Consider the following 26,302-nt stretch of genomic DNA (forward strand, 5'->3'; position numbering starts at 1 on the left):
CTGGCAGTGATGTATCCGCTGCTCTTCCGCGCTGTCCTCTCGCGCTTCGATCCAGAGTTCGCCCACCACGCCGGTATGGCGGTGATCCGCGTGCTCGGTGTCCCGCCCTTCTCCTGGGCGACGCGCGCGTTGACAGCCCCGGACCCGTCGCTGCGCGTCGAGACGCTCGGGCTCACCTTTCCGTCACCGTTCGGCGTCGCTGCGGGCTTCGACAAGAACGCTGTCGGTGTGCGCGGTCTGGCGGCGCTCGGGTTCGGGCATGTGGAAGTCGGCACGGTGACGGCGATCCCCCAGGAGGGGAATCCGAAGCCGCGTCTGTTCCGGCTGATCGCCGACCGGGCGGTCATCAACCGGATGGGCTTCAACAATGCCGGCGCCGACGCTGCGGCGCGTCGCCTCGCGCGTCTCCGTCGTGGCGCTCCCGACACGGTGATCGGCGTCAACATCGGCAAGAGTCGTGTGGTGGAGGTCGAGGACGCGACGGAGGACTATGTCGCTTCGGCCACCCGCCTCGCGCCGCTGGCCGACTACCTCGCGGTGAACGTGTCCTCCCCGAACACCCCCGGCCTGCGTGGCCTGCAGGCGGTCGAGACCCTCGCCCCGCTGCTGCGGGCCGTCAAAGAGGCGTCCGGTCGTACGCCGCTGCTCGTGAAGATCGCGCCCGACCTTCCCGACGAGGAGATCACCGCGATCGCACAGATGGCCGTCGCGGAGGGTCTCTCGGGAATCATCGCTCACAACACCACGATCAGCCGAGACGGCCTGCTGACGGATGCCTCGACGGTCGAAGCCGCCGGTGCCGGCGGCCTGTCGGGTGCACCGCTGAAGAAGCGCTCGATCGAGGTCCTACGCGTCGTGCGCGAGGCCGTCCCCGCGGAGTTCTGCGTGATCGCCGTCGGCGGCGTCGAGACCCCGGCCGACGTCCAGGAGCGTCTGGATGCCGGCGCGACCCTCGTTCAGGGCTACACGGCGTTCCTCTACCGCGGCCCGCTCTGGGGCCGCGAGATCAACAGGGGACTGGTCAGTCGGGGTACTGCCCGCGCTTGACCTGGGGCTTGGGCAGGCGCATGAAGCGCATCTGCAGTGCGCGCATCGCGGCGTACCAGCCGAGACCCCGCTCGAGACGTTCCTTGCCGAACTTCGCGGCGGCCTTGCGCTTGACCCGCATCGCGAGCAGGACCATGCCGCCGATGGCGATGACGAGATACCCCATCATCACGAGGTACGCGTAGAACGAGATCATCATGTTCGACGGCAGGAGCGAGGCGAGGATGACCAGCACCATGACGGCCATCACGAACTCTGCGGGGTGCCAACCGGCGTCGACATAGTCACGCACCCAGCGGCGCTGAGGACCCTTGTCGCGCACCGGGAGGTACTTCTCCTCGCCTGCTGCCATCCCGGCCTGCGCGCGGGCGCGCCGCTCGTTGAGGTCGGCTTTGGCGGCTGCCTTGGCCTCCTTCGTGTTGGCGACCAGGGGGCGGCGGCGAGCTGCCTCCTGCTCCGCTCGGGTCGGCGTCGCGCGGCCCTTCCCGACGGCTGGCGTCTCTGGGGCGTCGTCGTTCGTCGAAGGGGAGGCAGGGGTAGTGGACACGGAGTTCCTCGGTTCGCTGACGGGGGATCACCTTAAGATTACTCGCATGACCTCTCCTGTTCCTCCCCGTGAGTCCGATGCCGCTGTTCTCGAGGCCGTGGCGACCGGGATCCCGTCCGCGCTCTCCGATCTCGGCCACCTCGTGCGCATCCCCGGGATGGCGTGGCCCGCGTTCGACCAGACCCAGCTCGAGCGCAGCGCGGAACGGGTCGCCGCGCTCGCGACGGAGACGGGCGTCTTCGACGATGTCCGCGTGCTCCGCGCCGCGATCCCGGGGACGGACGAGCACGGTCAGCCGGCCGTGCTCGCCACGCGCGCCGCGCGCAACGGCAAGCCGACGATCCTGCTGTACGCGCACCACGACGTGCAGCCTCCGGGAGACGACGCGCTCTGGGAGACCCCGCCGTTCGAACCCACGGTGCGCGACGGGCGTCTGTACGGCCGTGGCGCAGCCGACGACAAGGCCGGGATCATGGCGCACATCGCCTCCATCCGTGCGGTGAGCGAAGTGCTCGGTGATGATCTCGACCTCGGCATCGCCATGTTCATCGAGGGGGAGGAGGAGTACGGCTCACGATCCTTCGCCCAGTTCCTCTCCGACAACAAGGAGGCTCTGCGCGCCGATGCGATCGTGGTCGCCGACTCCGGCAACTGGGACTCCGTGACGCCGGGGCTCACGGTCTCCCTGCGCGGCAACGCCCGCTTCACGATGCGGGTACGCACGTTGGACCACGCCTCGCACTCCGGGATGTTCGGCGGGGCCGTGCCCGACGCGATGATGGCCACCGTCACCTTGCTTTCCACGCTCTGGAACGCCGACGGTTCGGTCGCGGTCGAGGGCATGACCGAACGAGACGCGTCCACCCCGGAGTACTCGGAGGCGACGTTGCGCGACGAGGCGGGTCTCCTGCCTGGCACGACACCCATCGGGAGCGGCACGATCCTCAGCCGGATCTGGAACAAGCCGTCGGTCACGGTCATCGGGATCGACGCCACGAGCGTGGGCGCAGCGTCCAACACCCTTCTCCCCGAAGTCTCGGTCGTGATCAGCGCGCGTGTCGCGCCCGGTCAGACCGGGCAGGAGGCGTACCAGGCTCTCGAAGCACACCTGCGGGCACACGCACCGTTCGGCGCGGACCTCACGTTCTCCGACGTCGACCTCGGCGACGGCTTCCTGGTCGACACCAGCGGATGGGCTGTGACGTTGACGCGCGACGCCATGCGCGACGGATACGGAGTACCGTCGATCGACCTCGGCGTCGGCGGCTCGATCCCCTTCATCGCCGACCTGGTGCGCGAGTTCCCGACGGCCCAGATCCTCGTCACGGGAGTGGAGGACCCGCATTCCCGGGCGCACAGTCCGAACGAGTCCCTCCACCTGGACACCTTCCGCCATGCCGTCGCCAGCGAGGCGCTGCTCCTCGCCAGGATGAACACGGTCCGACTCTGAGCCGTTCCGCCCCACCGGCGGTAGAATTACGCGAGAAGCCGTGCCCTGCGGCCCGTCACAAGGAGCGACATGAGCGACACCACCCTGACCTCAGACACCACCAAGGCCCACGGGATCAGCCTGACCGGCGCCGCCGCGACCAAGGTGAAGAACCTGCTCGAGCAGGAAGGCCGCGACGATCTGCGTCTGCGCGTCGCCGTGCAGCCCGGCGGATGCTCCGGCCTCATCTATCAGCTCTACTTCGACGAGCGCTATCTCGAGGGCGACGAGACGGTCGACTTCGACGGTGTCGAGGTCATCGTCGACAACATGAGCATCCCGTACCTCGACGGCGCGTCGATCGACTTCAAGGACACGATCTCCGAGCAGGGGTTCACGATCGACAACCCCAACGCCGCAGGCAGCTGCGCGTGCGGAGACAGCTTCCACTGAGTCAGCGCGGCACCTGGCGAAGGTTCTCAACCTGCGTGGTTGGCATGAATCAGGTGTGAGGTTGCCCTAGACTTGGGTGTGCTCTGTTCGCGATCTGAAAGGTGCATCGTGCCCTCGAAACGCAGCCTTCGTTGGGCCGCCCTCCCTGTGGGAGTTGCGGCAGCCTTGGCCCTGGCGGGATGTACTCCCACCGAGCTGAACGGCTTTCTTCCGGGCTTCGTGGAGGGCGGCCCCGCTGCCACCAACCAGACCGAGCGCGTGTCGTCGCTCTGGGTGAACTCCTGGATCGTGCTTCTCGCCGTCGGCGTCATCACCTGGGGCCTTATGGCCTGGGCAGCGATCGCATACCGTCGCCGCAAGGGGCAGACCGGACTGCCGGTCCAGATGCGCTACAACATGCCGATCGAGATCTTCTACACGATCGTGCCTCTCATCCTCGTGCTGGGCATGTTCTTCTTCACGGCGCGTGACCAGAGCGAGATCGAGGCGAAGTGGGACGACCCTGACGTCGAGATCACCGCGATCGCGAAGCAGTGGGCGTGGGACTTCCAGTACGACGGCGAGGAGGAAGACAACTCCGACGCCGTGTGGACGATGGGAATCCAGGCCCAGCCCGACGCCGAAGGCAACATCGACCAGTCGCAGCTGCCGACCCTCGTGCTCCCTGTCGACAAGAAGGTCACGATCGACCTGCAGTCGCGCGACGTCATCCACTCCTTCTGGATCATCGACTTCCTCTACAAGAAGGACATGTTCATCGGGAAGGACAACTCCTGGTCCTTCATCCCGACCCGCGAGGGCGAGTACGCCGGCAAGTGCGCCGAGCTCTGCGGCGAGTACCACTCGATGATGCTCTTCAACGTCAAGGTCGTCTCCCAGGACGAGTACGACGCGTACCTCGAGTCCCTTGAGGAGAAGGGCAACACGGGCGACATCACCGACGCTTACGACCGACTCTCCAACCTGCCGGGCACGTCCGGGCAGACCGAAACCGAGGAAGGAGAGGAGTAAGCAATGTCGACCACCGAAGCTCCTCGCACGGACGAAGCGCCCCGCTCCCGTCCCACCACTCTGCCGGCGCGCCAGGCTGCTCTCATGAGCTCCTCGCGCGTGGAGCAGAAGGGCAACATCGTCGTCAAGTGGATCACCTCCACCGACCACAAGACCATCGGGTACATGTACCTGATCGCCTCCGTCCTGTTCTTCCTCCTCGGCGGCGTGATGGCCCTCGTCATCCGTGCCGAGCTGTTTGCGCCGGGCATGCAGATCGTCCCGACGAAGGAGCAGTACAACCAGCTGTTCACGATGCACGGCACGATCATGCTGCTGATGTTCGCGACGCCGCTGTTCGCCGGCTTCGCGAATGCGATCCTCCCGCTGCAGATCGGCGCTCCGGATGTGGCCTTCCCGCGTCTGAACGCGTTCGCCTTCTGGCTCTTCCTCTTCGGCTCGACCATCGCGGTCGCCGGCTTCCTCACGCCCCAGGGCGCGGCGTCGTTCGGCTGGTTCGCCTATCAGCCGCTGGCCGGAGCATCCTTCTCCCCGGGTGCCGGTGGAAACCTGTGGATGGTGGGTCTGGGTATCTCGGGATTCGGAACCATCCTCGGTGCCGTCAACTTCATCACCACGATCATCACCATGCGCGCTCCGGGCATGACGATGTGGCGCATGCCGATCTTCTCGTGGAACACGCTCATCACGAGCCTCCTGATCCTCATGGCGTTCCCTGTGCTCGCGGCGGCCATCTTCGCCGCCGCCGCGGACCGCATCCTGGGCGCTCACATCTACGACCCCGCGAACGGCGGAGTCCTGCTGTGGCAGCACCTGTTCTGGTTCTTCGGCCACCCCGAGGTGTACATCATCGCGCTGCCGTTCTTCGGCATCGTGTCGGAGATCTTCCCGGTCTTCAGCCGTAAGCCGATCTTCGGCTACAAGACGCTCGTCTACGCCACGATCGCGATCGCCGCGCTGTCCGTGGCCGTGTGGGCGCACCACATGTACGTCACCGGTTCCGTCCTGCTTCCGTTCTTCGCCCTGATGACGATGCTCATCGCGGTGCCGACGGGTGTGAAGATCTTCAACTGGATCGGCACGCTCTGGCGAGGGTCGGTCACCTTCGAGACCCCGATGGTCTTCGCCCTCGGGTTCCTCGTGTCGTTCGTCTTCGGTGGTCTCACCGGTGTGATCCTCGCCGCTCCGCCGCTGGACTTCGCCCTCTCGGACTCGTACTTCGTCGTCGCGCACTTCCACTACGTGGTGTTCGGAACCGTCGTGTTCGCCATGTTCGCCGGCTTCTACTTCTGGTGGCCGAAGTGGACGGGGCGCATGCTGAACGAGCGCCTCGGCTACGTGCACTTCTGGATGCTGTTCATCGGCTTCCACATGACCTTCCTCATCCAGCACTGGCTGGGCGTCGACGGCATGGTGCGTCGCTACGCCGACTACTCTGCGGCCGACGGTTGGACCTGGCAGAACCAGGTCTCGACGATCGGCGCGATCATCCTCGGTGCCTCGATGCTGCCGTTCTTCCTGAACGTCTGGATCACGGCGCGCAAGGCACCGAAGGTCACCGTGAACGACCCGTGGGGTTACGGCGCTTCGCTCGAGTGGGCGACGTCCTGCCCGCCGCCGCGACACAACTTCACGTCGATCCCGCGCATTCGCAGCGAGCGTCCTGCGTTCGACCTGAATCACCCGGAGGCAGCCGAGTTCGCGACCACGGCGCCCGGCGAGCGAGAGGCCCACTAAGTCATGCGCGACAACGTCATTCTCTGGTGGATCCTGACGGCGTTCTTCGCCCTCGTCGGCGTCGTCTACACCGGCTGGCACATCCTTGCCACGCCTTCCGACAACTTCGCGGAGCGGATCGAATGGGTCGGCACCGTGGCGCTGTTCTTCGCAGCGTTCATGGCAGCCATGATCGCGTTCTACCTCGACCGCACGCACAAGGCGCAGAGGGGCGAGCTGCCCGAAGACATCCTGACGTCCGACATCGATGACGGAGACCCTGAGCTCGGCGAGTTCAGCCCGTGGTCGTGGTGGCCGATCGTGCTCGCCGCTTCGGCCGGAGTCTTCGTCGTCGGACTCGCTGTCGGTCATTTCCTGCTCCCGATCGGTCTCGCGATCTTCGTCGTCGCGATCGTCGGATGGGTGTACGAGTACTACCGTGGGAACTTCGCCCGCTGACCCACTCATGAAGAAGGCCCCCGGATTCGTCCGGGGGCCTTCTTCATTGCAGGCGTGATTCAAGCGTGGGTGCGGATGCGTGCGATGCCCGTGAGGGGGTCGATCGGGCGACGGTGCACCCCATCGGCATCTTCGACGGGGTAGCCCTCGCGCACCCAGTACTCGAAGCCGCCGATCATCTCCCTCACGCGGTATCCGAGCTTCGCGAACTCGAGGGCCCCCTTCGCTCCTGCATTGCACCCGGGACTCCAGCAGTACACGATGACGTCTGCATCTGCTGGGATCTCGACGGGGGCACGAGTCGCGATCTCGCTGTAGTGCATGTGCACGGCTCCCGCGACGCGGCCCTGCGCCCATGCCTCGGTGGAGCGCACGTCGATGACGACGACGTTCTCGCCCGCCTTCTGCGCGGCGTGTACGTCGCTCGGGTCCGTCTCATACGAGAGCTTTGCGGAGTAGTAGTCGGCACGATCGATCATGCCTTCAGCCTAAGGTGGGGCGGGCAGCAGCCTCGAGCGCTTTACTGCCGTCCGCGGTGCGATTCCAGTCAGCCCCGGGGACTCACAGCACAGCGGTCATCTGCACACGGCCACCGTATGCGAAGAGGCCGAGATCCGTCTCGATCCCGATCAGGCTGCGGAGCAGTGGCGTGTCCGGCTCGCTCACGACGAAGCCGCACGAGGCGTAGAACGGCGCATTCCACGGCACGTCCGCATAGGTCCGTAGCGTGACCCGTAGGTGGCCGCGGCGGCGAGCCTCAGACAGCGCGGCCTCGACCAGTCGACGGCCAATGCCACGCCGCCCATAGGAAGGCAGGACGGAGAGCTGTTCGAGGTGGGCGTGTCCGTCGACCTCGAGCACATGCACGAAGCCCACCACCGTCGCATCGGCCATATCGATCGTCTCTTCGGACTCGGCGATGAGGACGAAGCCGGGAGCTGCGGTGCGCTCCTGCGGCGGAGTCGGGGGAGGCCAGTCCACCGCACCGAATCGATCGACGAGCAAGGCGTCTGCGGCCACCTCGATCCGTTCCGTTGCTTCCTCATCGGAGGGGAGGGCGGGACGCACGCTGAACCCCATGGTCACTGCGCCACGGCGGCGATCGCTTCGATCTCGACGAGCTGATCGTCGTAGCCGAGCACGGTGACGCCGAGCAGCGTGCTGGGGACGTCGTGGGAGCCGAACGCCTCGTGGACCACCTCCCAGGCCGCGACAAGGTCGGACTGCCGGGAAGATGCCACGAGGACGCGCGTGCTGATCACATCGGTGAGGGTGGCTCCCGCCGCCTTCAGCGCGGCCGTGAGCGTCTCGATGCATCGGGCGGCCTGCGCGGCGTAGTCTCCCGGCGCTGTCGTCGTCCCGTCATCCTCCAGGGGGCAGGCGCCGGCGAGGAAGATCAGGCGAGATCCCGCCGGTGCTGTGGCAGCGTATGCATAGGGGGCTTCGGCGAGGGTGTTCGCGCGGAGCAGCTGGACGACGGAAGTCATGGTCCGATCCTTTCATCCTCGGAGACCAAGAAGGCCCCGTCCATGCGGACGGGGCCTTCTTCAGGGGGAGGAGCGGCTACTCGCCTTCCTCTTCCGTGTTCTTGCGACGAGGCTTCTTCACCGGCTCGGTGGCGATCACCGTGCTGGGGGTGTTCGGCGTCTCGTCCACGTGCGTCTCATCGACCGTGAGGGGAGCGTCGGGGAAGCCAGCGCGCTCGTGAGCGCCCTGGATCTCCGCGGCCTCGGTCTCTTCGTTGTGAGCGGTGACGTGGTGCTGGTGCGCGTCAGCGGCTTCGACCTCGGCCTGCGTGAGGGGAGCCAGACGGTCCTCGAAGAACCAGCGGGAGATCGAGGAGCGGAGGTTCTCCGTCCACGGGATGCGTCCCTTGGCGTTCGGACGGACCACGAGGGGCTCGTATCCGTCGACGTCGATGAGCTTCCAGCGGTCGTACTTGTCGACCGGCTGGTGCACCTCGATGAACTCGCCGCCGGGGAGGCGGACGATGCGGCCTGATTCGTATCCGTGCAGCACGATCTCGCGGTCCTTCTTCTGCAGCGCGATGCAGATGCGCTTCGTGACGAAGTAGCCGAGGATCGGGCCGAGGAACAGCAGGGCCTGGAGGGTGTGGATCACTCCCTCCATCGTGAGCATGAAGTGCGTCGCGATGAGGTCGGACGAGGCAGCGGCCCAGAGCACGGCGTAGAAGATGACGCCGGCGACGCCGATCGCGGTGCGCGTCGCCGCGTTGCGAGGACGCTGGGCCAGGTGGTGCTCACGCTTGTCGCCGGTGACCCACGCTTCGATGAAGGGGTAGATCGCGACGACGACGATGAACAGGCCGAGGACCAGGACCGGCGCGATGATGCCGAACGACCAGGTACGGTCGAGGAACACAATGTCCCAGTTCGACGGAGCCAGGCGCAACGCACCATCGGCGAAACCGATGTACCAGTCAGGCTGTGTACCGGCGGAGACGGGGGACGGGTCGTACGGTCCGTAGTTCCAGATCGGGTTGATCTGGAAGAACGTCGCGATCAGCACGATCACACCGAAGACGATGAACAGGTAGCCGCCCATCTTCGACATGTACACCGGCATCATCGGGTAGCCGACGACGTTGTCGTTCGAGCGGCCGGGGCCGGCGAACTGGGTGTGCTTGTTGATGACCATGAGCATCAGGTGCACGACGATCAGTGCGATGACGAGCATCGGCAGCAGCAGGATGTGCAGGGTGTAGAGACGCCCCACGATGTCGGTGCCCGGGAACTCCCCGCCGAAGAGGAGGAACGAGGTCCAGGTTCCGATCAGGGGGAGACCCTTGATCATGCCGTCGATGATGCGGAGGCCGTTACCCGAGAGCAGGTCGTCCGGGAGCGAGTAGCCGGTGAAGCCCTCTGCCATCGCCAGGATGAACAGGATGAAGCCGATGACCCAGTTGAGCTCACGCGGCTTGCGGAACGCGCCGGTGAAGAACACGCGGAGCATGTGCACGCCGATACCCGCGATGAACACGAGCGCGGCCCAGTGGTGGATCTGACGGACGAGCAGCCCGCCGCGCAGGTCGAACGAGATGTGCAGCGACGACTCGAGTGCCGCCGACATCTCGATGCCGCGCATGGGCGCGTAGGCGCCGGTGTAGTGGGTCTCGACCATCGACGCCTGGAAGAAGAACGTCAGGAAGGTTCCGGAGAGGAACACGACGACGAAGCTCCACAGCGCGATCTCTCCCAGCATGAAGGACCAGTGGTCCGGGAAGATCTTGCGTCCGAGCTCCTTGACGAAGCCCGAGAGGCTGGTGCGCTCATCGATGTAGTTCGACGCGGCACCGACGAAGCGACCGCCGAGGGGCGCCTTGGTGTCCTTGTCCTCTTTGGACAGCGTTGCGGTGCTCAATGGCGCTCCCAGAAGCTCGGGCCGACGGGTTCCGTGAAGTCGCTGCGTGCGACCAGGTAGCCCTCGTCATCGACGGTGATGGGCAGCTGCGGCAGCGGACGAGCCGCGGGGCCGAAGATGACCTTTGCGTGGTCCGTGACGTCGAACTGCGACTGGTGGCACGGGCACAGGAGGTGGTGTGTCTGCTGCTCGTACAGAGCCACGGGGCATCCGACGTGCGTGCAGACCTTGGAGTACGCGACGATGCCGTCGTAGGACCAGTCCTTACGGTCCTCGGCCTCGATGAGCTGCTCGGGGCGCAGGCGCATCATCAGGACGATGGCCTTCGCCTTCTCTTCGAGGTAGCCGTCGTGGTGGCTGAGGGTCGCGAGCTCTTCCGGGATCACGTGGAACGCGGACCCGAGGGTCACGTCCGCAGCGCGGATGGGCGTGCCGTCGGGGTCGCGGACCAGTCGCGCGCCCTTCTCCCACATCGTGTGCTTGAGCAGCACGACCGGGTCTCCCGCCGTGGGGTCATCGGGCGTCGAGTGCGGCGCCAGACCACGGAACAGCGTGACACCGGGGATGATCGAGGCGACGACCGCCGCGAACAGCGAATTGCGGATCACGGTGCGGCGCCCGAAGCCGGACTCCTCGTTCGCGTCGGCGAACGCCTTGATGGCAGCCTCGCGCGTCGAGTCCTTGCCTCGTGTCGGGTGGCGGTACTCGATGTGCTCCTTGTCGGACATGAGCGCCTTCGACCAGTGGATCGCGCCGATGCCGAGTGCGAGCAGCGCGAGAGCGATGCCGAGCCCGATGAAGAGGTTGTTCTGCCTGATGTCGATGAGCGCGCCGCTCTCGATCGGGAACAGCATGTAGGCGGCGACCGCCCAGATGCTGCCGGCGAGCGAGAGGTAGAACAGCGTGTAGACGGTGCGGACAGCGGCCTTCTCAGCGCGCGGGTCCTTGTCGGTCATTCGCTCGCGGTGCGGCGGAAGACCGGGGTTCTGCACGGGATCGCTGACTGCGACACCCAGCCCTGGAGAGGGCTGGTAGGCCCTGTCAAGAGCCTGCGAGTCGTCGTCGTGTGCCATGGTGCTCCTCGTACGTTCCTCTTCGATGAATAAGCGTCAGTTGGACTTCGCCGTGATCCACACGGTGATGGCGACGAGCGCGCCGATTCCGAAGATCCAGACGAACAGGCCCTCGGAGACCGGGCCGAGCGAACCGAGCGAGAATCCGCCGATCTGCACGGACTGCTGCTGGAAGAGCAGCGCCGAGATGATGTCGCGCTTGTCCTCGTCGGACAGGTTCATGTCGCCGAAGACCGGCATGTTCTGCGGGCCGGTGACCATGGCGGCGTACATGTGCAGCGCGCTGGTCTCGCTGAGTCCCGGTGCGTACTTGCCCTCTGTGAGCGCTCCACCGGCGGCAGCCACGTTGTGGCACATCGCGCAGTTGACGCGGAACAGCTCCGCACCCTTCGCGACATCACCCTTGCCGTCGAGGAGGTGGTCGGACGGGAACGTCGGACCGGGGGCCTCCGACTGCACGAACGACGAGATCGCGAGGATCTGGTCTTCCGTGAACTGCGGCGCCTTCTGCGGTGCCTGAGGGCCCTGCATCTGCAGCGGCATGCGGCCGGTCGACAGCTGGAACTCGGTGGCCAGCTCACCCACGCCGTAGAGGCTGGGGCCGTTGGCCGTTCCCTGCAGGTCGAGACCGTGACAGGTCGCACAGTTCGCCTGGAACAGCTTCTCGCCGTCTTCGACCGTCAGCTGGGTCGAAGCGGTCTGCGTGTCGGATGCAGCGAACGCGGCGGTCGTGCCGGCATACACCGCGCCCGTGATCATGAGGCCTGCGCCGATGAGTGCGGCCGCCGCCAAAGGGCTGCGACGACCGCGGGAACGGCGCTTCTTCTCTCGTGCCATCTCGGGGATCAGCTCCGCTCTTATTTCAGGAAGTAGATAACGAGGAACAGCACGATCCAGACGACGTCGACGAAGTGCCAGTAGTAGGACACCACGATCGAGGAGGTCGCCTCCTTGTGCCGGAAGTTCTTGACGGCGTATGCGCGGCCGATGACGAGCAGGAACGCGACCAGGCCGCCCGTGACGTGCAGGGCGTGGAAGCCGGTCGTCAGGTAGAACGCGGATGCGTAGGAGTCGGCGTTGATCGGCATGCCTTCGGCGACCAGCTGGGCGTACTCCCAGACCTGGCCGGAGACGAAGATCGCGCCGAGGGCGAAGGTGAGGAAGAACCACTCGACCATTCCCCAGCCGAACAGACGCCGGCGGCCGGCGCCGTTCTTCTGGCCCTTGCCGATCTTGTACGGCTGCAGGTCTTCTGCCGCGAACACGCCCATCTGGCACGTGAACGAGGAGAGGACGAGGATCGCCGTGTTCACTGCGGCGAACGGGACGTTCAGCAGCTCGGTCCGGTCGGCCCACAGCTCCGGTGAGGTGCTGCGGAGGGTGAAGTAGATCGCGAAGAGTCCCGCGAAGAACATCACCTCACTGCCGAGCCACACAATGGTGCCGACAGCTACCGGGTTGGGCCGCTTGATCGTTCTCGCCGCCGGGGCATACGTCGCTGAGGTCGTCACCCCTCCATTATGGCCGATCCTCGAGCGTGATTCTTGCACCGGAGGCCGTTGTTTTGGCCGTGGATGACTTAGGGGACCCTAAGAAAACACTGCGAATACCCGGTGAATCCGCGGGAAACAAGGGGTGCGGCTGTCGCGGGCATGCGTGCGGATGCATCTGCATGTTTTCTCCGCGCCGATAGGATCGCACTCATGGCTGATTCGCTGACCTGGTCCGAAGTGCTCACCTCTCTGCTGGAGCGTCGCGATCTCAGCGTCTGGGAATCCACGTGGGCGATGCGTCAGATCATGCAGGGCAGCGTGAGTGAAGCGCAACTCGCCGGCTTCCTGGTCGCGCTCCGCGCGAAGGGGGAGACGATCGACGAGATCGTCGGATTCCGCGATGCCATCCTCGAAGCGGCCGTGCCCCTCCCGGTTTCCCCCGACGTGCTCGACATCGTCGGAACCGGCGGCGACCGCGTCGGCACGGTGAACGTCTCCACCACGGCCGCCATCATCATCGGCGCGACCGGGGTGCCTGTCGTGAAGCACGGCAACCGCGCCGCGAGCTCTGCTTCGGGCTCCTCCGATGTCCTCGGAGCCCTCGGCCTCGAGCTCTCGCTCGATCCGGGGGCGGTGGCATCCATCCTCGAGCGCACCGGGATCACGTTCGCCTGGGCCGGTGCGTTCCACCCCGGGTTCAAGCACGCTGGTCCCGTGCGCGCCCAGCTCGGCGTCCCCACGGTCTTCAACATGCTCGGGCCGCTGTGCAATCCGGCTCGTGCCGAGGCGAATGCAGTCGGCGTCGCGCAGATCGAGCGCGTCCCGCTGATCACGGGCGTGTTCCGCACACGCGGCGCGACGGCGCTCGTCTTCCGCGGTGACGACGGCCTGGACGAACTCACGACGACCGGCCACAGCCGCATCTGGGAGGTCACTCGAGGTGACATCCACGAGCACGACCTTGATCCACGCGACCTGGGTATCCCGATCGCCGAGCTCGCCGACCTCATCGGAGGGTCGCCGCAGCACAATGCGGAGATCCTCCGGCGCACCCTCGCGGGCGAGACCGGACCTGTGCGCGACATCGTGCTGTTGAATGCGGCGGCGGGCATCGTCGCTTTCGAACTGTCCCAAGATGCCGGACAGGTGCAGCGACCCATCCTCGAGCGTCTGCGCGATGGGTACGACAAGGCGGCGGCGGCGGTCGATGACGGCAGCGCGCTCGCGAAGCTCGATCAGTGGATCGGTGTGAGCCGCGAACTGGCGACACCGCGGGGGTGAGTCATGGATCCCGTCGACGCGTTGCTCGAGATCGCCTCCCTGCTGGAGCGCGAGCGCGCGTCACGGTACCGCGCCAAGGCGTTCCGACAGGCAGCGGCCACCTTCCAGGATCTGCCCGACGACGTCCAGGCAGACCCCACGAGGTTGCGTGCGGCGAAGGGGATCGGTGAATCCACGTTCGCCGTGATCCGACAGGCGCAGGCGGGGCAGGTCCCCGACTACCTGGTCGAGTTGCGCGGCGATGTCGAGCCTGAGCGGGTCTCGGCGCTTCGCGCCAAGCTGCGCGGCGATCTGCATGCGCACACCGACTGGTCGGATGGTACGACGCCGATCTCGGTGATGGCCGCCGCAGCGCGAGCCCAGGGGCACGAGTACCAGGCGATCACGGACCATTCGCCGCGGCTGCGGGTCGCACGGGGACTCTCCGCGGAGCGCCTCCGTGAGCAGATCCCGCTGGTGCGGGCGGAGTCCGGCGACGGGTTCACACTTCTCGCGGGGATCGAGGTCGACATCCTAGAAGACGGGGCCCTCGATCAGGAGGACGCCCTGCTCGCAGAGCTCGACATCGTCGTGGCCTCAGTCCATTCCAAGTTGCGCATGGACGCCCGGCCGATGACGGCTCGGATGATCGCGGCCGTCTCTCACCCCCGGGTGAATGTCCTCGGGCACTGCACGGGTCGTCTGGTGCAGGGCGATCGTGGCACGCGTCCTCCCTCCGCGTTCGACGCGGCGGCGGTGTTCGCTGCGTGCGCCGAGAACGGTGTCGCGGTCGAGATCAATTCGCGCCCAGAGCGGCAGGACCCGCCGGACGAGCTGATCGCCATCGCCCTCGAAGCCGGCTGCCTGTTCTCGATCGACTCGGATGCGCATGCCCCTGGGCAGCTCTCGCTTCTCGACCACGGCGCCGAACGCGCTGAGCGAGCCGGTGTCCCCGTGTCACGGATCGTGACGACGTGGGGCCTGGAGCGTCTGCTCGCCTGGGCGGGGTGACGCCGCCACCCCGTGAGTCAGGCGGTCGGGAGGGCGGCCTTCGCTATCGCGGTGACTGCGCGCGTCATCGAGCTGCCGAGATTCCACTTCTCCGCGAGGGCGGAAGCAGCGTCGGCCTCGGCGGGGTCGAGTACTCGCAGCGGGACGTCGGGCGCCGTGATCGGAAGGGAAGTGGCCACAGCGACCACGGTCGGTGCGACGTCGAGGTACGCGGATGCCGCGAGGACCTTCGCCCGGACTCCCGCACTCATTCCCTCGCCCGCTTCGGCAGCGGCGCGGATGCCTTCCAGATCGCCGTGCGTCTGCAGGAGGGTGGCCGCTGTCTTCTCACCCACACCCGCCACACCAGGTAGACCGTCGGACGCGTCACCACGCAGCGTCGCGAAGTCGGCGTACTGCGACGGGAGGACACCATACTTCGCGACGACTGTGGCGTCGGTGACGATCTCGAGGTTGCTCATTCCGCGCGCCGTGTAGATGACGCGGACGTCGCGCGCATCGTCCACGAGCTGGAACAGGTCGCGGTCGCCGGTGACGATGTCCACGGGCATCGTGGCGTTCGTCGCGAGCGTGCCGATCACATCGTCCGCCTCGTGCTCCGCAACCCCGACGATCGGGATGCCGATGGCGGCGAGTGTCTGACGGATGAGAGGGATCTGTGCCTCGAGCGGATCGGGGACCTCTTCGATGTCGGGTCCGCTGACCACGACCTCGACGACACGGTGCGTCTTGTAGCTGGGAATGAGGTCGACACGCCACTGCGGACGCCAGTCGTCGTCCCAGCAGGCCACGACATGCGTCGGCTCATAGAGGCTGACGAGCTTCGCGATGATGTCGAGCAGACCACGGGCCGCGTTGATCGGCGAGCCGTCGGGCGCCGTCACCTTGTCCGGCACTCCGTAGAACGCACGGAAGTAGAGGCTGGCGGTGTCGAGCAGCATGAGGCGATCGGTCACGAACGACAGTCTGGCACGGCTGCCTCACGAGTCTCGATGGCGGTGACGTGGGGCACGGATCCGCGCGCCCCCCGTGCTCAGCATCCGGGTGCCGCGAGTTGTTCGGTGCACGTCCGCGCGACGAGCGCTGTGTCGGCCTCGTACACGCGGACTTGTTGAACGGAGCCGTCGATCGCCAGCTCGCCCGGGACGGGGAACCACCCGCCGCCGATGTCGACCTCCGCCGTGTAGCGCACAGTCGCGTGTGCGGGATAAGTTCCGCGAGTTCGGTACGTGTGGCTCGTGGGAGTCGGTGTGAACGATGCCTGGCCGAGTGTGGCCCAGGATTCACCACCATCGGTCGATGTCCTCGACTCGCCGTCGCCGTAGACGAAATCGACGCGCGCGGGGGTGAATCGCACCGTGATCGGTCTGCCGAGGAGCGTGCCGCTGCGGGTCTGCGCTGTCGTGGCGGCCACGAAGTTCATCGGCAACCCTGCGACGCCGACGCCTCCCGGTTCGGCGGCGGTGGTGACAGGAGCCGGTGCGAATTGCGCGACATCGGTGATCGTCAGCGGGGCGCCGGCGTCATTCGTCACCCGTACTGCGGAGAACTCGCACGAGGCCACACGCACGGGATCCGACGTGCACGGGGTGGGGGGAGTAGGGGGATCATCGGAAGCGTCGTGACGACTCCCCAGGGATGGTGTGTTGTCGCGTTCGGTTTGCGTACCGCTGATGACTACTGTGCCGTTGTCGGTTCCCGCCAGCCAGTCGGTACCGCCATCATTTAGCCCTGAGGTCGGTAGGCTCAGGAGTGTTAGCGCGAGAAGCGTCGACGTCACAGGCCAGAGCATGTCGTGCCCTCGATTCGGCCGGCTTTGTCGATGAGAAACCCGTGGGGCGAATTCTCGAACACAACCCGGGCCTCGTATACGTCCGGACGATTCGGGTTCACGACGGATGCTCCAGCCGAGTCAATGACCTCGACGCCACTTACATCGATGCACACGATCGCGACGATTCGATCAAGCAAGGGACTTGCCGTTTCCCCAACGAAGCGCGCTACGAGGGCATCGCCGAGGATCTGCTGTCCCTGTGCGTGCATTCTGGAGAAGTTCTTTCGGTCGGCTTGCTGGAAGTCGCCGCTCGAGAATGCGTAAGTCGCTTCAAACGTCGACGGGTCGGCTGGGTCCACGTTATTGAGCGCATCCGTATACGCCCGGTAGGTGGCTTCGGCGGCGGCGAAGGCCTCTTCCTCCGACGCGAAAGCGGGAGTCGGGGTCGGAGCAGGTTCGGGGTCGGGCGCGCATCCGGCGAGGACCAAGGCGACGGCGACGAGACCCGCGATGCGCAGCGGGCGAGACCGGGGGAGAGAGGTGAGCGACGGCACCTGGTCACCGTAAAGGGAATGGGGGAGCGCCGTCCGGAGTTATCAACAGAGGAAGGTCCGGATCACGCTCCCTGCGGCATCCCAACTTCTGATAGCCTTAACCGTCACTCGTGGCGTGTATACGCGTGCCCTCGTGACGAGAAACCAAAATCCAACCGCTGAGAACCATGCAGTCGGCCGTGCGCGGCCGTTGGGTCTCAGCCCGAGTCTCCATTCAACAAGGACAACCCACTACATGACTACCGCAACGACCGCCCCGGCCACCAAGCAGGTCGCCATCAACGACATCGGATCTGCTGAGGACTTCCTGGCCGCGGTCGAGAAGACCCTGAAGTTCTTCAACGACGGCGACATCATCGAAGGCACGATCGTCAAGATCGACCGCGATGAGGTCCTCCTCGATGTCGGCTACAAGACCGAGGGTGTCATCCCCTCGCGCGAGCTCTCGATCAAGCATGACGTCGACCCCAACGAGGTCGTCGCCGTCGGTGACCTGGTCGAGGCCCTCGTTCTCCAGAAGGAGGACAAGGAAGGCCGCCTGATCCTCTCCAAGAAGCGCGCACAGTACGAGCGCGCCTGGGGAGACGTCGAGAAGATCAAGGAGAACGACGGCGTCGTCACCGGTACGGTCATCGAGGTCGTCAAGGGTGGACTCATCGTCGACATCGGCCTCCGTGGCTTCCTTCCGGCTTCGCTCATCGAGCTGCGTCGCGTCCGCGACCTCACGCCGTACCTGGGCCAGGAGATCGAGGCGAAGATCCTCGAGCTCGACAAGAACCGCAACAACGTCGTCCTCAGCCGCCGCGCGCTGCTCGAGCAGACGCAGTCGGAGTCGCGCACCACGTTCCTTAACAACCTGCACAAGGGTCAGGTTCGCAAGGGTGTCGTGTCGTCGATCGTCAACTTCGGTGCGTTCGTCGACCTGGGCGGCGTGGACGGCCTCGTGCACGTCTCCGAGCTGTCCTGGAAGCACATCGAGCACGCTTCCGAGGTCGTCGAGGTCGGCCAGGAGGTCACCGTCGAGATCCTCGAGGTCGACCTCGACCGCGAGCGCGTCTCCCTGTCGCTGAAGGCGACGCAGGAGGACCCGTGGCAGGTCTTCGCCCGCACCCACGCGATCGGACAGGTCACGCCGGGTAAGGTCACCAAGCTCGTTCCGTTCGGTGCGTTCGTGCGCGTCGCAGACGGCATCGAGGGCCTCGTCCACATCTCCGAGCTCTCCAGCAAGCACGTCGAGCTGGCCGAGCAGGTCGTGTCGGTCGGCGAAGAGGTCTTCGTCAAGGTCATCGACATCGACCTCGAGCGTCGTCGCATCTCGCTGTCGCTGAAGCAGGCCAACGAGTCTGTCGACCCCAACGGCACCGAGTTCGACCCCGCCCTGTACGGCATGCTCGCCGAGTACGACGAGAACGGCGAGTACAAGTACCCGGAGGGCTTCGACGCCGAGACCGGTGCGTGGAAGGAAGGCTTCGACGCTCAGCGCGAGGCATGGGAGCAGGAGTACGCTGCGGCCCAGGCTCGCTGGGAGGCGCACAAGGCTCAGGTCGTCAAGGCGGCCGAGGCCGAGGCGGCAGCCGGCGAAGACTTCGGCGGCCAGTCCTTCTCCAGCGAGGCAGCCGGCGCCGGCACGCTCGCGGACGACGAGGCACTTGCGGCTCTGCGCGAGAAGCTCTCGGGCGGCAACGCTTAAGTAACACACGGAAACGGGCCGTCACCCCGCCTTCGGGCGGGTGTGGCGGCCCGTTTCGCGTATCCGTCACCCCGATTCCGGTTGCGTGACGCAACATTACGATCGCATTCGTAACAATCGTTCCCCTCGGCCAGCATGAAGGTATGACCGCCCTGCTGCCCGCATCGCGCACTGCCGACGTCTCGACGACGGCAGGCGCAGCGCAGTCCGTGCGCCTGGACGACGTGGAGCGGTCGTTCCCCCTGCCACAGGGGCGGCGTGATGTGCTCCGCGGCGTCGAGCTCGACATCGCTGCGGGTGAGATCGTCGCCGTGGTCGGTCCCTCCGGCTGCGGTAAGTCGACCCTGCTGCGGCTCATCGGCGGACTGGATGCCCCGACACGCGGCAGCATCCGGCTGGACGGCATCGGCGTGGCCGACGTGGACGAGCGCACCGCCGTCGCATTCCAGGAACCTCGCCTGCTGCCGTGGCGCACGATCGCTCAGAACGTGGAGCTCGGTCTGCCTCGCGGCACCGCTCGTCGGGCCGGTCGTGAGCGTGTCGCCGAGCTTCTGCATCTGGTCGGCCTCGAGCATGCGGCGAATCAGCGCCCCCGCGAAGTGTCCGGAGGCATGGCACAGCGTGCTTCTCTCGCCAGAGCGCTCGCGCGCAATCCCGGGGTGCTGCTGCTCGACGAGCCGTTCGGAGCTCTCGACGCCCTGACCCGGCTCCGCATGCACGACCTGCTGCTGAAGATCCACGCCGCCGAGCCGACCACCATCCTTCTCGTCACCCATGACGTCGAAGAGGCCCTCTACCTCGCCGACCGTGTCCTGCTGCTGCGGACGCTGGGCGGATCCGACGACGACGAATCATCCATAGCCCGCACGGTCTCCGTGCCGGGCATCCGCCCCCGCGACCGCGCCGATCGCGGACTCGCCGACCTGCGCGCCGACCTTCTCGAAGGCCTCGGCGTCGACACCCACCACCGCATCACCGAGGAGTCCCGATGAGCACCATCACCCGCCGAATCGTCCCTGCGATCGCGATCGCCGGGACGATGATGCTCGTCGCCACCGGCTGCGTCGCAGGAGAGAACGCCACGGCGTCGGACACCGAGAGCACGCCCGGCACGACCGAGTGGTCATCCGACACCCTGTCGATCGACTTCGCGACCTACAACCCGCTGAGCCTCGTGATCAAGGACCAGGGCATCCTGGAAGACATCCTCGGAGACGACGTCGCCGTGGAATGGGTGCAGTCCGCCGGCTCGAACAAGGCCAACGAACTGCTGCGCTCCGGATCCGTCGACGTCGGTTCGACGGCCGGCTCCGCCGCTCTCCTCGCGCGTGCCAATGGCTCGCCCATCCAGGTCATCGACATCTACTCGCAGCCCGAGTGGTCGGCCATCGTGGTCGGACCGGACAGCGACATCTCCTCGGTCGAAGACCTCAAGGGGGCGTCGATCGCGGCCACCAAGGGCACCGATCCCTACTTCTTCCTGCTGCAGGCACTCGAAGAGGGCGGGCTGTCGCTCTCCGACGTCGAGGTGCAGAACCTGCAGCACGCCGACGGCCGCGCTGCGCTCGACGGCGGCTCGGTGGATGCCTGGGCGGGCCTCGACCCGATCATGGCCGCCGCCGAGGTCGAATCGGGCGACAAGCTCATCTACCGCAACGTCGACTTCAACACGTACGGGTTCCTCAACGCCACCGAGGACTTCATCACGAACCACCCTGACCTCGCGCAGGCCGTGGTCGACGCGTACGAGCAGGCTCGGGAATGGGCGCTGGAGAACCCCGAAGACACGGCTGCTTTGCTCGCCGAGGTCGCCGGCATCGACCCCGAGGTCGCCGCCACGGTGATCCAGGAGCGCTCCAACCTCGACGTCAGCGGCGTTCCCGGTGACGACCAGATCGCCGTGCTCGAGAAGATCGCCCCCGTGCTCGTCGAGTCCGGTGATGTGCAGGGCGGTCAGGATTCCGTGGACAAGGCGCTGTCCTCGATCGTGAACGACACCTTCGCGAAGAAGGCGGTCGACGGCGAGTGACCATTCCCGACCGACTGATCGTCCCCGAGGAATCGCGCGACGCGCTCGATTTCGCGAAGGGCATCGCGCAGCCTCGGCGCGGGACTGCGCGGCGGGTGTGGGATCGACCGGCCGTGCGGATCCTCGCCGGGCTCCTGCTGCCCGCCGTGATCCTGATCACCTGGCAGGTGGCCACAACGAGCGGGATGGTGCCGCCGTACCGCCTGCCCCCGCCGGCTTCGGTGTTCCAGGCCGGCGTCGAGCTGGCCGAGACCGGTCAGCTCTGGACGCACATCGCCATATCGGTGCAGCGCGTGCTGCTCGGATTCGCCATCGGATCGGTCATCGGCCTCGCCGTCGCCGGGGTGGTCGGACTCTCGCGCATAGGAGACGTGCTCCTCAGCCCGACTCTCGCCGCTGTCCGTGCCGTGCCCTCGCTCGCCTGGGTGCCGCTCCTCATCCTGTGGATGCAGATCGGGGAGGAGTCGAAGGTCACACTGATCGCGATCGGCGCCTTCTTCCCCGTCTACACGACCGTCGCCTCGGCGCTCCGGCACGTCGATCCGCACCTCGTCGAGGCCGGCCGCTCGTTCAGCCTGCGCGGCTGGTCGCTGTTCCGGATCGTGCAGCTGCCGGCCGTCGTGCCCTCGGTCGTCTCCGGGCTGCGGTTGGCGCTCGCGCAGGCGTGGCTGTTCCTCGTGGCGGCCGAGTTGATCGCGTCTTCCATGGGTCTCGGTTTCCTGTTGAACGACTCGCAGAACAGCGGCCGTGTGGACCGCATCCTGCTCTCCATCGTGCTGCTGGCACTCCTGGGCACGATCACCAACGGCGTTCTCGCGCTGGTGGAGAAGTACCTGCTCCGTCGGTGGGTGTAAGCGTGACCGAGGCTCGACTGCAGGAGTCGCGTGTGTACGCCGCGCCCGCGGGATTCGCGGACGCGAACGTCACAGCGGAGGCGTACGCACGCGCGGAGTCCGACCCCGTCGGGTTCTGGGAGGAGGCCGCTCGCCGCCTCGACTGGTCCGAACCGTGGCACACCGCGCACGAATGGGACCCTCCGGCGGGCGATGCCGTTCCTGCTGCGCGGTGGTTCGTCGGCGGCCGGCTCAACGTCGCCGTCAACTGCGTGGATCGACACGTCGAAGCGGGACTGGGCGACAAGGTGGCTCTGCACTTCGAGGGGGAACCGGGCGACCGGGTCCCCGTGACCTACGCGGACCTGCAGCGGCGCGTGTCGCGCGCCGCCAACGCTCTCACGGCCCTCGGCATCGGGCCCGGCGACCGTGTGGTGATCTACCTTCCCGTGCTCGTCGAGACGATCGTGATCACCCTCGCGTGCGCACGGATCGGCGCGGTGCACTCCCTCGTCTTCGGTGGTTTCTCCGCCGAGGCCGTGCGCTTCCGCCTTGTGGACACCGGTGCGAAGCTGCTCGTCACGAGCGATGGGCAGTACCGTCGCGGCGCGGCCACCGACGTGAAGTCGACGGCGGACATCGCCGCGGCTGGTCTGCCCGATCTGGAGCACGTGCTCGTGCTGCGTCGCACCGGACAGGACGTGCCGTGGACCGACGGTCGCGACGTGTGGTGGCATGACGTGGTCGATTCCGCCTCGCCTGTGCACCGGGCGGAGTCCTTCGACGCAGAGCATCCGCTGTTCATCATCTACACCTCAGGGACGACCGGGAAACCCAAGGGGCTGGTGCACACCTCGGGGGGCTACCTCACGCAGGCGAGCTGGGCGCATTGGGCCCACTTCGACGCCAAGACCGAAGACGTGCACTGGTGCACCGCGGACCTCGCCTGGGTGACCGCGCACACCTACGAGATCTACGGGCCGCTCTCCAACGGGCTCACGCAAGTGATCTACGAGGGGACACCCGACACCCCGCACCGAGAGCGCCACCTCGAGATCATCGAACGCTACGGGGTGACCGTCTACTACACGGCGCCCACGCTGATCCGCACGTTCATGACCTGGTTCGGGGCGGAACTGCCCGCGGGGCACGATCTGTCGACCCTTCGACTCCTCGGCACGGTCGGCGAAGCCATCAACCCCGAGGCCTGGGTGTGGTTCCGGCGCAACTTCGGCCGCGACGAGCTGCCGGTGATCGACACCTGGTGGCAGTCGGAGACGGGGGCGGCGATGATCGCCCCGCTGCCGGGCGTCACGACGCTCAAGCCGGGATCGGCCTCGGTGCCGCTTCCCGGCATCGATGTCGCCGTCGTCGACGAGCACGGAGAGGAAGTCGCCCCCGGTCGATCAGGCACTCTGGTGGTCCGGCGTCCGTGGCCGGGGATGGCGCGCACCGTGTGGGGCGATCCGATCCGCTACCGCGATTCGTACTGGTCCACGTACTCCGGTCGGGGCGAGCACGGCGGCTTCTACGTGGCCGGTGACGGTGCGACCCGGGACGCAGACGGCTACATCTGGATCCTGGGACGGCTCGACGACGTCGTGAACGTGTCAGGACACCGCCTCTCGACGATCGAGATCGAATCGGCGCTCGTCGCTCACGAGACCGTGGGGGAGGCAGGCTCGGCAGGCGTCTCCGATCCCGTCACCGGACAGGCCGTCGTGGCCTTCGTCACGCCGTCCGGACGCGCCGACGTGACGCCCTCCGCCCTTCGCAGCCAGGTCGCAGCGGCGATCGGCCCCGTCGCCAAGCCCAAGCACATCGTGGTGGTCCCCGACCTGCCGAAGACCCGCTCGGGCAAGATCATGCGCCGACTCCTGGCAGAGTTGTGGGAAGCCGAGCAGGACCGGAGAGCCGGCCGTGATCCCCGACCGCTCGGAGACACCACATCGCTGCAGAACCCCTGGGCCGTCGACGACATCGCCGACGTGCTCGCCGCCGCCGAACTGAGGACAGCATGACGGAAGAACACCGCTTCGGATTCCGCACCCGAGCTCTGCACGCCGGAGGCACCCCCGACGCGTCGACCGGCGCGAGGGCGGTTCCGATCTACCAGACGACCTCCTTCGTGTTCGACGACGCCGCCGTTGCGGGCAACCTGTTCGCCTTGCAGAAGTACGGCAACATCTACTCCCGCATCGGCAACCCGACCGTCGCGGCGCTCGAGGAGCGCCTTGCGTCGCTCGAGGGCGGCATCGGCGCGGTGGCGACAGCCTCGGGCATGAGCGCCGAGTTCATCACGTTCGCCGCACTGGTCGGCGCGGGGGACCACGTCGTCGCCGCCGCGCAGCTCTACGGAGGCACCGTCACCCAGCTCGATGTGACTCTGCGCCGCTTCGGTGTCGAGACCACGTTCGTCTCCTCCACCGACCCGGCGGACTACGCCGCCGCCATCCGCCCGGAGACCAAGGTCGTCTACGTCGAGATGATCGGCAACCCGTCGGGGGAGATCGCCGACATCGAGGGTCTCGCCGCAGTGGCGCACGACGCCGGAGTGCCGCTGGTCGTGGACGCGACGCTCGCCACGCCCTACCTTGCGCGACCTCTCGAGCACGGCGCCGACATCGTCATCCACTCGGTCACGAAGTTCCTCGGCGGGCACGGGACCACGCTCGGCGGCGTCGTCATCGAGAAGGGCACGTTCGACTGGGGCAACGGCAAGTTCCCCCAGATGACCGAGCCCGTCGACTCGTACGGCGGCATCAAGTGGTGGGACAACTTCGGCGAGTACGGGTTCCTGACCAAGCTCCGGTCGGAGCAGCTGAGGGACATCGGCCCCGCCCTGAGCCCGCAGTCGGCGTTCAACCTCCTCCAGGGGATCGAAACCCTCCCGCAGCGCATCGACGCGCACCTCGCGAACGCCCGCATCGTGGCCGATTGGCTCGAGTCGGACCCGCGGGTCGCCTACGTCACGTGGGCTGGACTCGACGGGCACCCGCATCGCGAGCGCGCGGCGAAGTACCTGCCGCTCGGACCCGGTTCCGTGTTCGCGTTCGGCGTCGCGGCCGAAGACGGTCGTGCCGCGGGGAGACTCTCATCGAGAGCCTCCAGCTCGCCTCGCATCTCGCGAACATCGGCGATGCCCGCACGCTCGTCATCCACCCCGCCTCCACGACGCACCGCCAACTCACGGAAGAGCAGCTCGTCGCCGCGGGAGTGCGCCCCGACCTGATCCGCATCTCCGTCGGCCTGGAAGACGCCGAGGACATCATCTGGGACCTCGACCAGGCCCTCACCACCGCGACGGGAGCGAACCGATGAGCGCGACGCCGACCACCGAGGGAGACACCTGCAGCGTGCCGGCGTCGACGGACGCTGCGGCGTGCGCTCTGCCGGGGGCTCCGGCAGCACACCCGGAGCGGACCTGGGAGGGGCCGAATCAGCAGGCGCGATTCGCGCTGCTGCGTCGCGCGAAGTCGATCGCGATCGTGGGGGCCTCGAACAATCCGGCGCGTGCGTCGTACTTCGTGGCGACGTACCTCCTCTCCAGCACCGGCTACGACGTGTACCTCGTCAACCCGCGCGAGACCGAGATCCTCGGTCAGCCGGTGTATGCATCGCTGAGCGATCTGCCCGTCGTCCCCGACATCGTCGACGTGTTCCGCCGCCACGACGACCTTCCCGGGGTGGCGCAGGAAGCGATCGACGCGGGAGCGCAGACCCTGTGGCTGCAGCTCGGCTCCTGGAACGAGGATGCCGCCGCGATCGCCGAGGCCGCCGGCCTCTCGGTCGTGATGGACCGGTGCATCAAGATCGAGCACGCGCGGTTCCACGGCGGGCTGCACCTGGCCGGGTTCGACACGGGCGTGATCAGCTCGCGACGTCAGCTCCTCTCGCGCTGAGCCGCCTGGGTCGAACCCTAGACTGGCGGCATGCCTCTCATCGCGCTCACCGGCGGTATCGCGTCGGGGAAGTCGACCATCGCAAGACGGCTCGCTGAACACGGAGCGGTCATCGTGGACGCGGATCAGATCGTGCGCGACGTGCAGGCTCCGGGGTCGCCGGTCCTCGACCGGATCGCCGAGTTCTTTGGATCGGCGGTGATCGCGGCGGACGGCACCCTTGACCGGGCGGCTCTCGGCGCGAAGGTCTTCGGAGACGCCGACCTTCTCGCGCAGCTGAACGCGATCGTGCACCCCGCCGTGCGGGCGGAGTCGCAACGGCGATTCGACGAGGCGTTCGCCGCCGACCCCGACGCCGTGGTGGTGTACGACGTGCCGCTGCTCGTCGAGGCGAGGGTCGACGATCCGTGGGGCCAGATCGTCGTCGCGCACGCCCCGTCCGAAGAGCGTCTGCGGCGGCTGGTCGCGCTGCGGGGGATGGACGAGCGCGCGGCGAGGGAGCGGATCGATGCGCAGGTCTCGGATGAACGCCGCCTCGCCATCGCCGACGTCGTGATCGATACCGCGGGCTCTCTGGCGCGCACGCACGAGCAGGCGGACGCACTCTGGGAGCGCATCAGGCGACCGTGACGACTGGACG

At 67.0% G+C, this 26,302-nt stretch carries 26 protein-coding genes and 1 pseudogene; 16 read left to right on the top strand and 11 right to left on the bottom strand.

Annotated elements, in window-relative coordinates:
• Positions 1-9 precede the first annotated feature (9 nt).
• Positions 10-1,047, top strand: a complete 1,038-nt coding sequence (locus AB0E56_RS09210) for a quinone-dependent dihydroorotate dehydrogenase (RefSeq protein ID WP_359798379.1) — start codon at positions 10-12, stop codon at positions 1,045-1,047.
• On the opposite strand, the gene AB0E56_RS09215 is transcribed toward AB0E56_RS09210, so the two are convergent.
• Positions 1,022-1,594, bottom strand: coding sequence for a DUF3043 domain-containing protein (locus AB0E56_RS09215; protein WP_359798381.1), 573 nt, complete (start codon positions 1,592-1,594; stop codon positions 1,022-1,024). The genes AB0E56_RS09210 and AB0E56_RS09215 overlap by 26 nt on opposite strands.
• A gap of 46 nt (positions 1,595-1,640) precedes the next feature.
• On the opposite strand from AB0E56_RS09215, the gene AB0E56_RS09220 reads away from it, so the two are divergent.
• From AB0E56_RS09220 to AB0E56_RS09240, 5 genes are all read left to right on the top strand, one after another.
• Positions 1,641-3,044 (top strand): dipeptidase, encoded by a 1,404-nt coding sequence (locus AB0E56_RS09220; RefSeq protein ID WP_359798382.1) that lies wholly within the window; start codon positions 1,641-1,643, stop codon positions 3,042-3,044.
• 69 nt (positions 3,045-3,113) lie between these two features.
• Positions 3,114-3,476, top strand: coding sequence for an iron-sulfur cluster insertion protein ErpA (erpA, locus tag AB0E56_RS09225; protein ID WP_359798383.1), 363 nt, complete (start codon positions 3,114-3,116; stop codon positions 3,474-3,476).
• A 108-nt stretch (positions 3,477-3,584) separates the two neighbouring features.
• Complete coding sequence (gene coxB, locus AB0E56_RS09230; protein WP_359798384.1) at positions 3,585-4,487, top strand: cytochrome c oxidase subunit II; 903 nt, start codon at positions 3,585-3,587, stop codon at positions 4,485-4,487.
• A gap of 3 nt (positions 4,488-4,490) precedes the next feature.
• Positions 4,491-6,224: a cytochrome c oxidase subunit I gene (gene ctaD, locus AB0E56_RS09235; RefSeq protein WP_183150284.1), complete on the top strand. Its 1,734-nt coding sequence runs from the start codon at positions 4,491-4,493 to the stop codon at positions 6,222-6,224.
• A 3-nt stretch (positions 6,225-6,227) separates the two neighbouring features.
• The gene (locus AB0E56_RS09240; protein ID WP_183150283.1) at positions 6,228-6,662 is read left to right on the top strand and encodes a cytochrome c oxidase subunit 4; all 435 of its coding nucleotides are present in this window, start codon (positions 6,228-6,230) and stop codon (positions 6,660-6,662) included.
• A 59-nt stretch (positions 6,663-6,721) separates the two neighbouring features.
• On the opposite strand, the gene AB0E56_RS09245 is transcribed toward AB0E56_RS09240, so the two are convergent.
• The 7 genes from AB0E56_RS09245 to AB0E56_RS09275 form a co-directional block, all read right to left on the bottom strand.
• Complete coding sequence (locus AB0E56_RS09245; RefSeq protein WP_359798385.1) at positions 6,722-7,141, bottom strand: rhodanese-like domain-containing protein; 420 nt, start codon at positions 7,139-7,141, stop codon at positions 6,722-6,724.
• Positions 7,142-7,223: 82 nt separating this feature from the next.
• On the bottom strand, positions 7,224-7,742 hold the full coding sequence (locus AB0E56_RS09250; protein WP_359798386.1) for a GNAT family N-acetyltransferase: 519 nt from the start codon (positions 7,740-7,742) through the stop codon (positions 7,224-7,226).
• Positions 7,743-7,744: 2 nt separating this feature from the next.
• Complete coding sequence (locus AB0E56_RS09255; protein WP_359798387.1) at positions 7,745-8,149, bottom strand: Rid family hydrolase; 405 nt, start codon at positions 8,147-8,149, stop codon at positions 7,745-7,747.
• Positions 8,150-8,225: 76 nt separating this feature from the next.
• Positions 8,226-10,043: a ubiquinol-cytochrome c reductase cytochrome b subunit gene (locus tag AB0E56_RS09260; protein WP_359798389.1), complete on the bottom strand. Its 1,818-nt coding sequence runs from the start codon at positions 10,041-10,043 to the stop codon at positions 8,226-8,228.
• Complete coding sequence (locus AB0E56_RS09265) at positions 10,040-11,116, bottom strand: Rieske (2Fe-2S) protein (RefSeq protein WP_359798391.1); 1,077 nt, start codon at positions 11,114-11,116, stop codon at positions 10,040-10,042. The genes AB0E56_RS09260 and AB0E56_RS09265 overlap by 4 nt, the downstream gene beginning before the upstream one ends.
• 36 nt (positions 11,117-11,152) lie before the next feature.
• Entirely contained in the window at positions 11,153-11,953 is an 801-nt protein-coding gene (locus AB0E56_RS09270; RefSeq protein WP_359798393.1) for a cytochrome c, read from the bottom strand.
• 20 nt (positions 11,954-11,973) lie between these two features.
• Positions 11,974-12,531, bottom strand: a complete 558-nt coding sequence (locus tag AB0E56_RS09275) for a heme-copper oxidase subunit III (RefSeq protein WP_205828862.1) — start codon at positions 12,529-12,531, stop codon at positions 11,974-11,976.
• A gap of 288 nt (positions 12,532-12,819) precedes the next feature.
• Between AB0E56_RS09275 and trpD the strand changes: the two genes are divergently transcribed.
• Positions 12,820-13,890: an anthranilate phosphoribosyltransferase gene (gene trpD / locus AB0E56_RS09280; protein ID WP_359798395.1), complete on the top strand. Its 1,071-nt coding sequence runs from the start codon at positions 12,820-12,822 to the stop codon at positions 13,888-13,890.
• 3 nt (positions 13,891-13,893) lie between these two features.
• On the top strand, positions 13,894-14,880 hold the full coding sequence (locus tag AB0E56_RS09285) for a PHP domain-containing protein (RefSeq protein WP_359798397.1): 987 nt from the start codon (positions 13,894-13,896) through the stop codon (positions 14,878-14,880).
• Between the two features lie 17 nt (positions 14,881-14,897).
• Here AB0E56_RS09285 and AB0E56_RS09290 read toward each other — a convergent pair whose 3' ends face one another.
• From AB0E56_RS09290 to AB0E56_RS09300, 3 genes are all read right to left on the bottom strand, one after another.
• Positions 14,898-15,836 (bottom strand): 5'-3' exonuclease, encoded by a 939-nt coding sequence (locus AB0E56_RS09290; RefSeq protein ID WP_359798398.1) that lies wholly within the window; start codon positions 15,834-15,836, stop codon positions 14,898-14,900.
• Positions 15,837-15,913: 77 nt separating this feature from the next.
• Positions 15,914-16,414 carry a hypothetical protein gene (locus AB0E56_RS09295; RefSeq protein ID WP_359798400.1) on the bottom strand — a complete coding sequence of 167 codons (501 nt, stop codon included), beginning with the start codon at positions 16,412-16,414 and terminating at the stop codon, positions 15,914-15,916.
• Positions 16,415-16,656: 242 nt separating this feature from the next.
• Complete coding sequence (locus tag AB0E56_RS09300; protein ID WP_359798402.1) at positions 16,657-17,208, bottom strand: hypothetical protein; 552 nt, start codon at positions 17,206-17,208, stop codon at positions 16,657-16,659.
• A 235-nt stretch (positions 17,209-17,443) separates the two neighbouring features.
• Here AB0E56_RS09300 and rpsA point away from each other — a divergent pair, with 235 nt between their 5' ends.
• The 8 genes and pseudogenes from rpsA (at position 17,444) to coaE (ending at position 26,292) form a co-directional block, all read left to right on the top strand.
• Positions 17,444-18,898 carry a 30S ribosomal protein S1 gene (gene rpsA, locus AB0E56_RS09305; RefSeq protein ID WP_183150271.1) on the top strand — a complete coding sequence of 485 codons (1,455 nt, stop codon included), beginning with the start codon at positions 17,444-17,446 and terminating at the stop codon, positions 18,896-18,898.
• 143 nt (positions 18,899-19,041) lie between these two features.
• Positions 19,042-19,890: an ABC transporter ATP-binding protein gene (locus AB0E56_RS09310; protein ID WP_359798404.1), complete on the top strand. Its 849-nt coding sequence runs from the start codon at positions 19,042-19,044 to the stop codon at positions 19,888-19,890.
• Positions 19,887-20,927 carry an aliphatic sulfonate ABC transporter substrate-binding protein gene (locus AB0E56_RS09315; RefSeq protein ID WP_359798406.1) on the top strand — a complete coding sequence of 347 codons (1,041 nt, stop codon included), beginning with the start codon at positions 19,887-19,889 and terminating at the stop codon, positions 20,925-20,927. Before AB0E56_RS09310 ends, AB0E56_RS09315 begins: the two co-directional genes overlap by 4 nt.
• 62 nt (positions 20,928-20,989) lie before the next feature.
• A complete protein-coding gene (locus tag AB0E56_RS09320) occupies positions 20,990-21,781 on the top strand; it encodes an ABC transporter permease (protein WP_359800028.1) in 792 nt (263 codons plus the stop codon).
• A 2-nt stretch (positions 21,782-21,783) separates the two neighbouring features.
• The gene (gene acs / locus AB0E56_RS09325) at positions 21,784-23,781 is read left to right on the top strand and encodes an acetate--CoA ligase (RefSeq protein WP_359798408.1); all 1,998 of its coding nucleotides are present in this window, start codon (positions 21,784-21,786) and stop codon (positions 23,779-23,781) included.
• Positions 23,778-25,081: pseudogene (locus AB0E56_RS09330) on the top strand (O-acetylhomoserine aminocarboxypropyltransferase/cysteine synthase family protein). The gene acs and the pseudogene AB0E56_RS09330 overlap by 4 nt, the downstream one beginning before the upstream one ends.
• Entirely contained in the window at positions 25,078-25,662 is a 585-nt protein-coding gene (locus AB0E56_RS09335; protein ID WP_359798409.1) for a CoA-binding protein, read from the top strand. The pseudogene AB0E56_RS09330 and the gene AB0E56_RS09335 overlap by 4 nt, the downstream one beginning before the upstream one ends.
• 30 nt (positions 25,663-25,692) lie before the next feature.
• Complete coding sequence (gene coaE / locus AB0E56_RS09340; protein WP_359798410.1) at positions 25,693-26,292, top strand: dephospho-CoA kinase; 600 nt, start codon at positions 25,693-25,695, stop codon at positions 26,290-26,292.
• The last annotated feature ends 10 nt before the right edge of the window (positions 26,293-26,302 follow it).

The organism is Microbacterium sp. NPDC028030, assembly GCF_040637855.1.
Taxonomy (GTDB): Bacteria; Actinomycetota; Actinomycetes; order Actinomycetales; family Microbacteriaceae; genus Microbacterium.

Coding starts and splice junctions, on each gene's coding strand:
- AB0E56_RS09210 (WP_359798379.1), top strand. CDS start 10: ATGTATCCGCTGCTCTTCCGCGCTGTCCTCTCGCGCTTCGATCCAGAG.
- AB0E56_RS09220 (WP_359798382.1), top strand. CDS start 1,641: ATGACCTCTCCTGTTCCTCCCCGTGAGTCCGATGCCGCTGTTCTCGAG.
- erpA (WP_359798383.1), top strand. CDS start 3,114: ATGAGCGACACCACCCTGACCTCAGACACCACCAAGGCCCACGGGATC.
- ctaD (WP_183150284.1), top strand. CDS start 4,491: ATGTCGACCACCGAAGCTCCTCGCACGGACGAAGCGCCCCGCTCCCGT.
- AB0E56_RS09240 (WP_183150283.1), top strand. CDS start 6,228: ATGCGCGACAACGTCATTCTCTGGTGGATCCTGACGGCGTTCTTCGCC.
- AB0E56_RS09245 (WP_359798385.1), bottom strand. CDS start 7,141: ATGATCGATCGTGCCGACTACTACTCCGCAAAGCTCTCGTATGAGACG.
- AB0E56_RS09250 (WP_359798386.1), bottom strand. CDS start 7,742: ATGGGGTTCAGCGTGCGTCCCGCCCTCCCCTCCGATGAGGAAGCAACG.
- AB0E56_RS09255 (WP_359798387.1), bottom strand. CDS start 8,149: ATGACTTCCGTCGTCCAGCTGCTCCGCGCGAACACCCTCGCCGAAGCC.
- AB0E56_RS09265 (WP_359798391.1), bottom strand. CDS start 11,116: ATGGCACACGACGACGACTCGCAGGCTCTTGACAGGGCCTACCAGCCC.
- AB0E56_RS09270 (WP_359798393.1), bottom strand. CDS start 11,953: ATGGCACGAGAGAAGAAGCGCCGTTCCCGCGGTCGTCGCAGCCCTTTG.
- AB0E56_RS09275 (WP_205828862.1), bottom strand. CDS start 12,531: ATGTTCTTCGCGGGACTCTTCGCGATCTACTTCACCCTCCGCAGCACC.
- trpD (WP_359798395.1), top strand. CDS start 12,820: ATGGCTGATTCGCTGACCTGGTCCGAAGTGCTCACCTCTCTGCTGGAG.
- AB0E56_RS09285 (WP_359798397.1), top strand. CDS start 13,894: ATGGATCCCGTCGACGCGTTGCTCGAGATCGCCTCCCTGCTGGAGCGC.
- rpsA (WP_183150271.1), top strand. CDS start 17,444: ATGACTACCGCAACGACCGCCCCGGCCACCAAGCAGGTCGCCATCAAC.
- AB0E56_RS09310 (WP_359798404.1), top strand. CDS start 19,042: ATGACCGCCCTGCTGCCCGCATCGCGCACTGCCGACGTCTCGACGACG.
- AB0E56_RS09315 (WP_359798406.1), top strand. CDS start 19,887: ATGAGCACCATCACCCGCCGAATCGTCCCTGCGATCGCGATCGCCGGG.
- AB0E56_RS09335 (WP_359798409.1), top strand. CDS start 25,078: ATGAGCGCGACGCCGACCACCGAGGGAGACACCTGCAGCGTGCCGGCG.
- coaE (WP_359798410.1), top strand. CDS start 25,693: ATGCCTCTCATCGCGCTCACCGGCGGTATCGCGTCGGGGAAGTCGACC.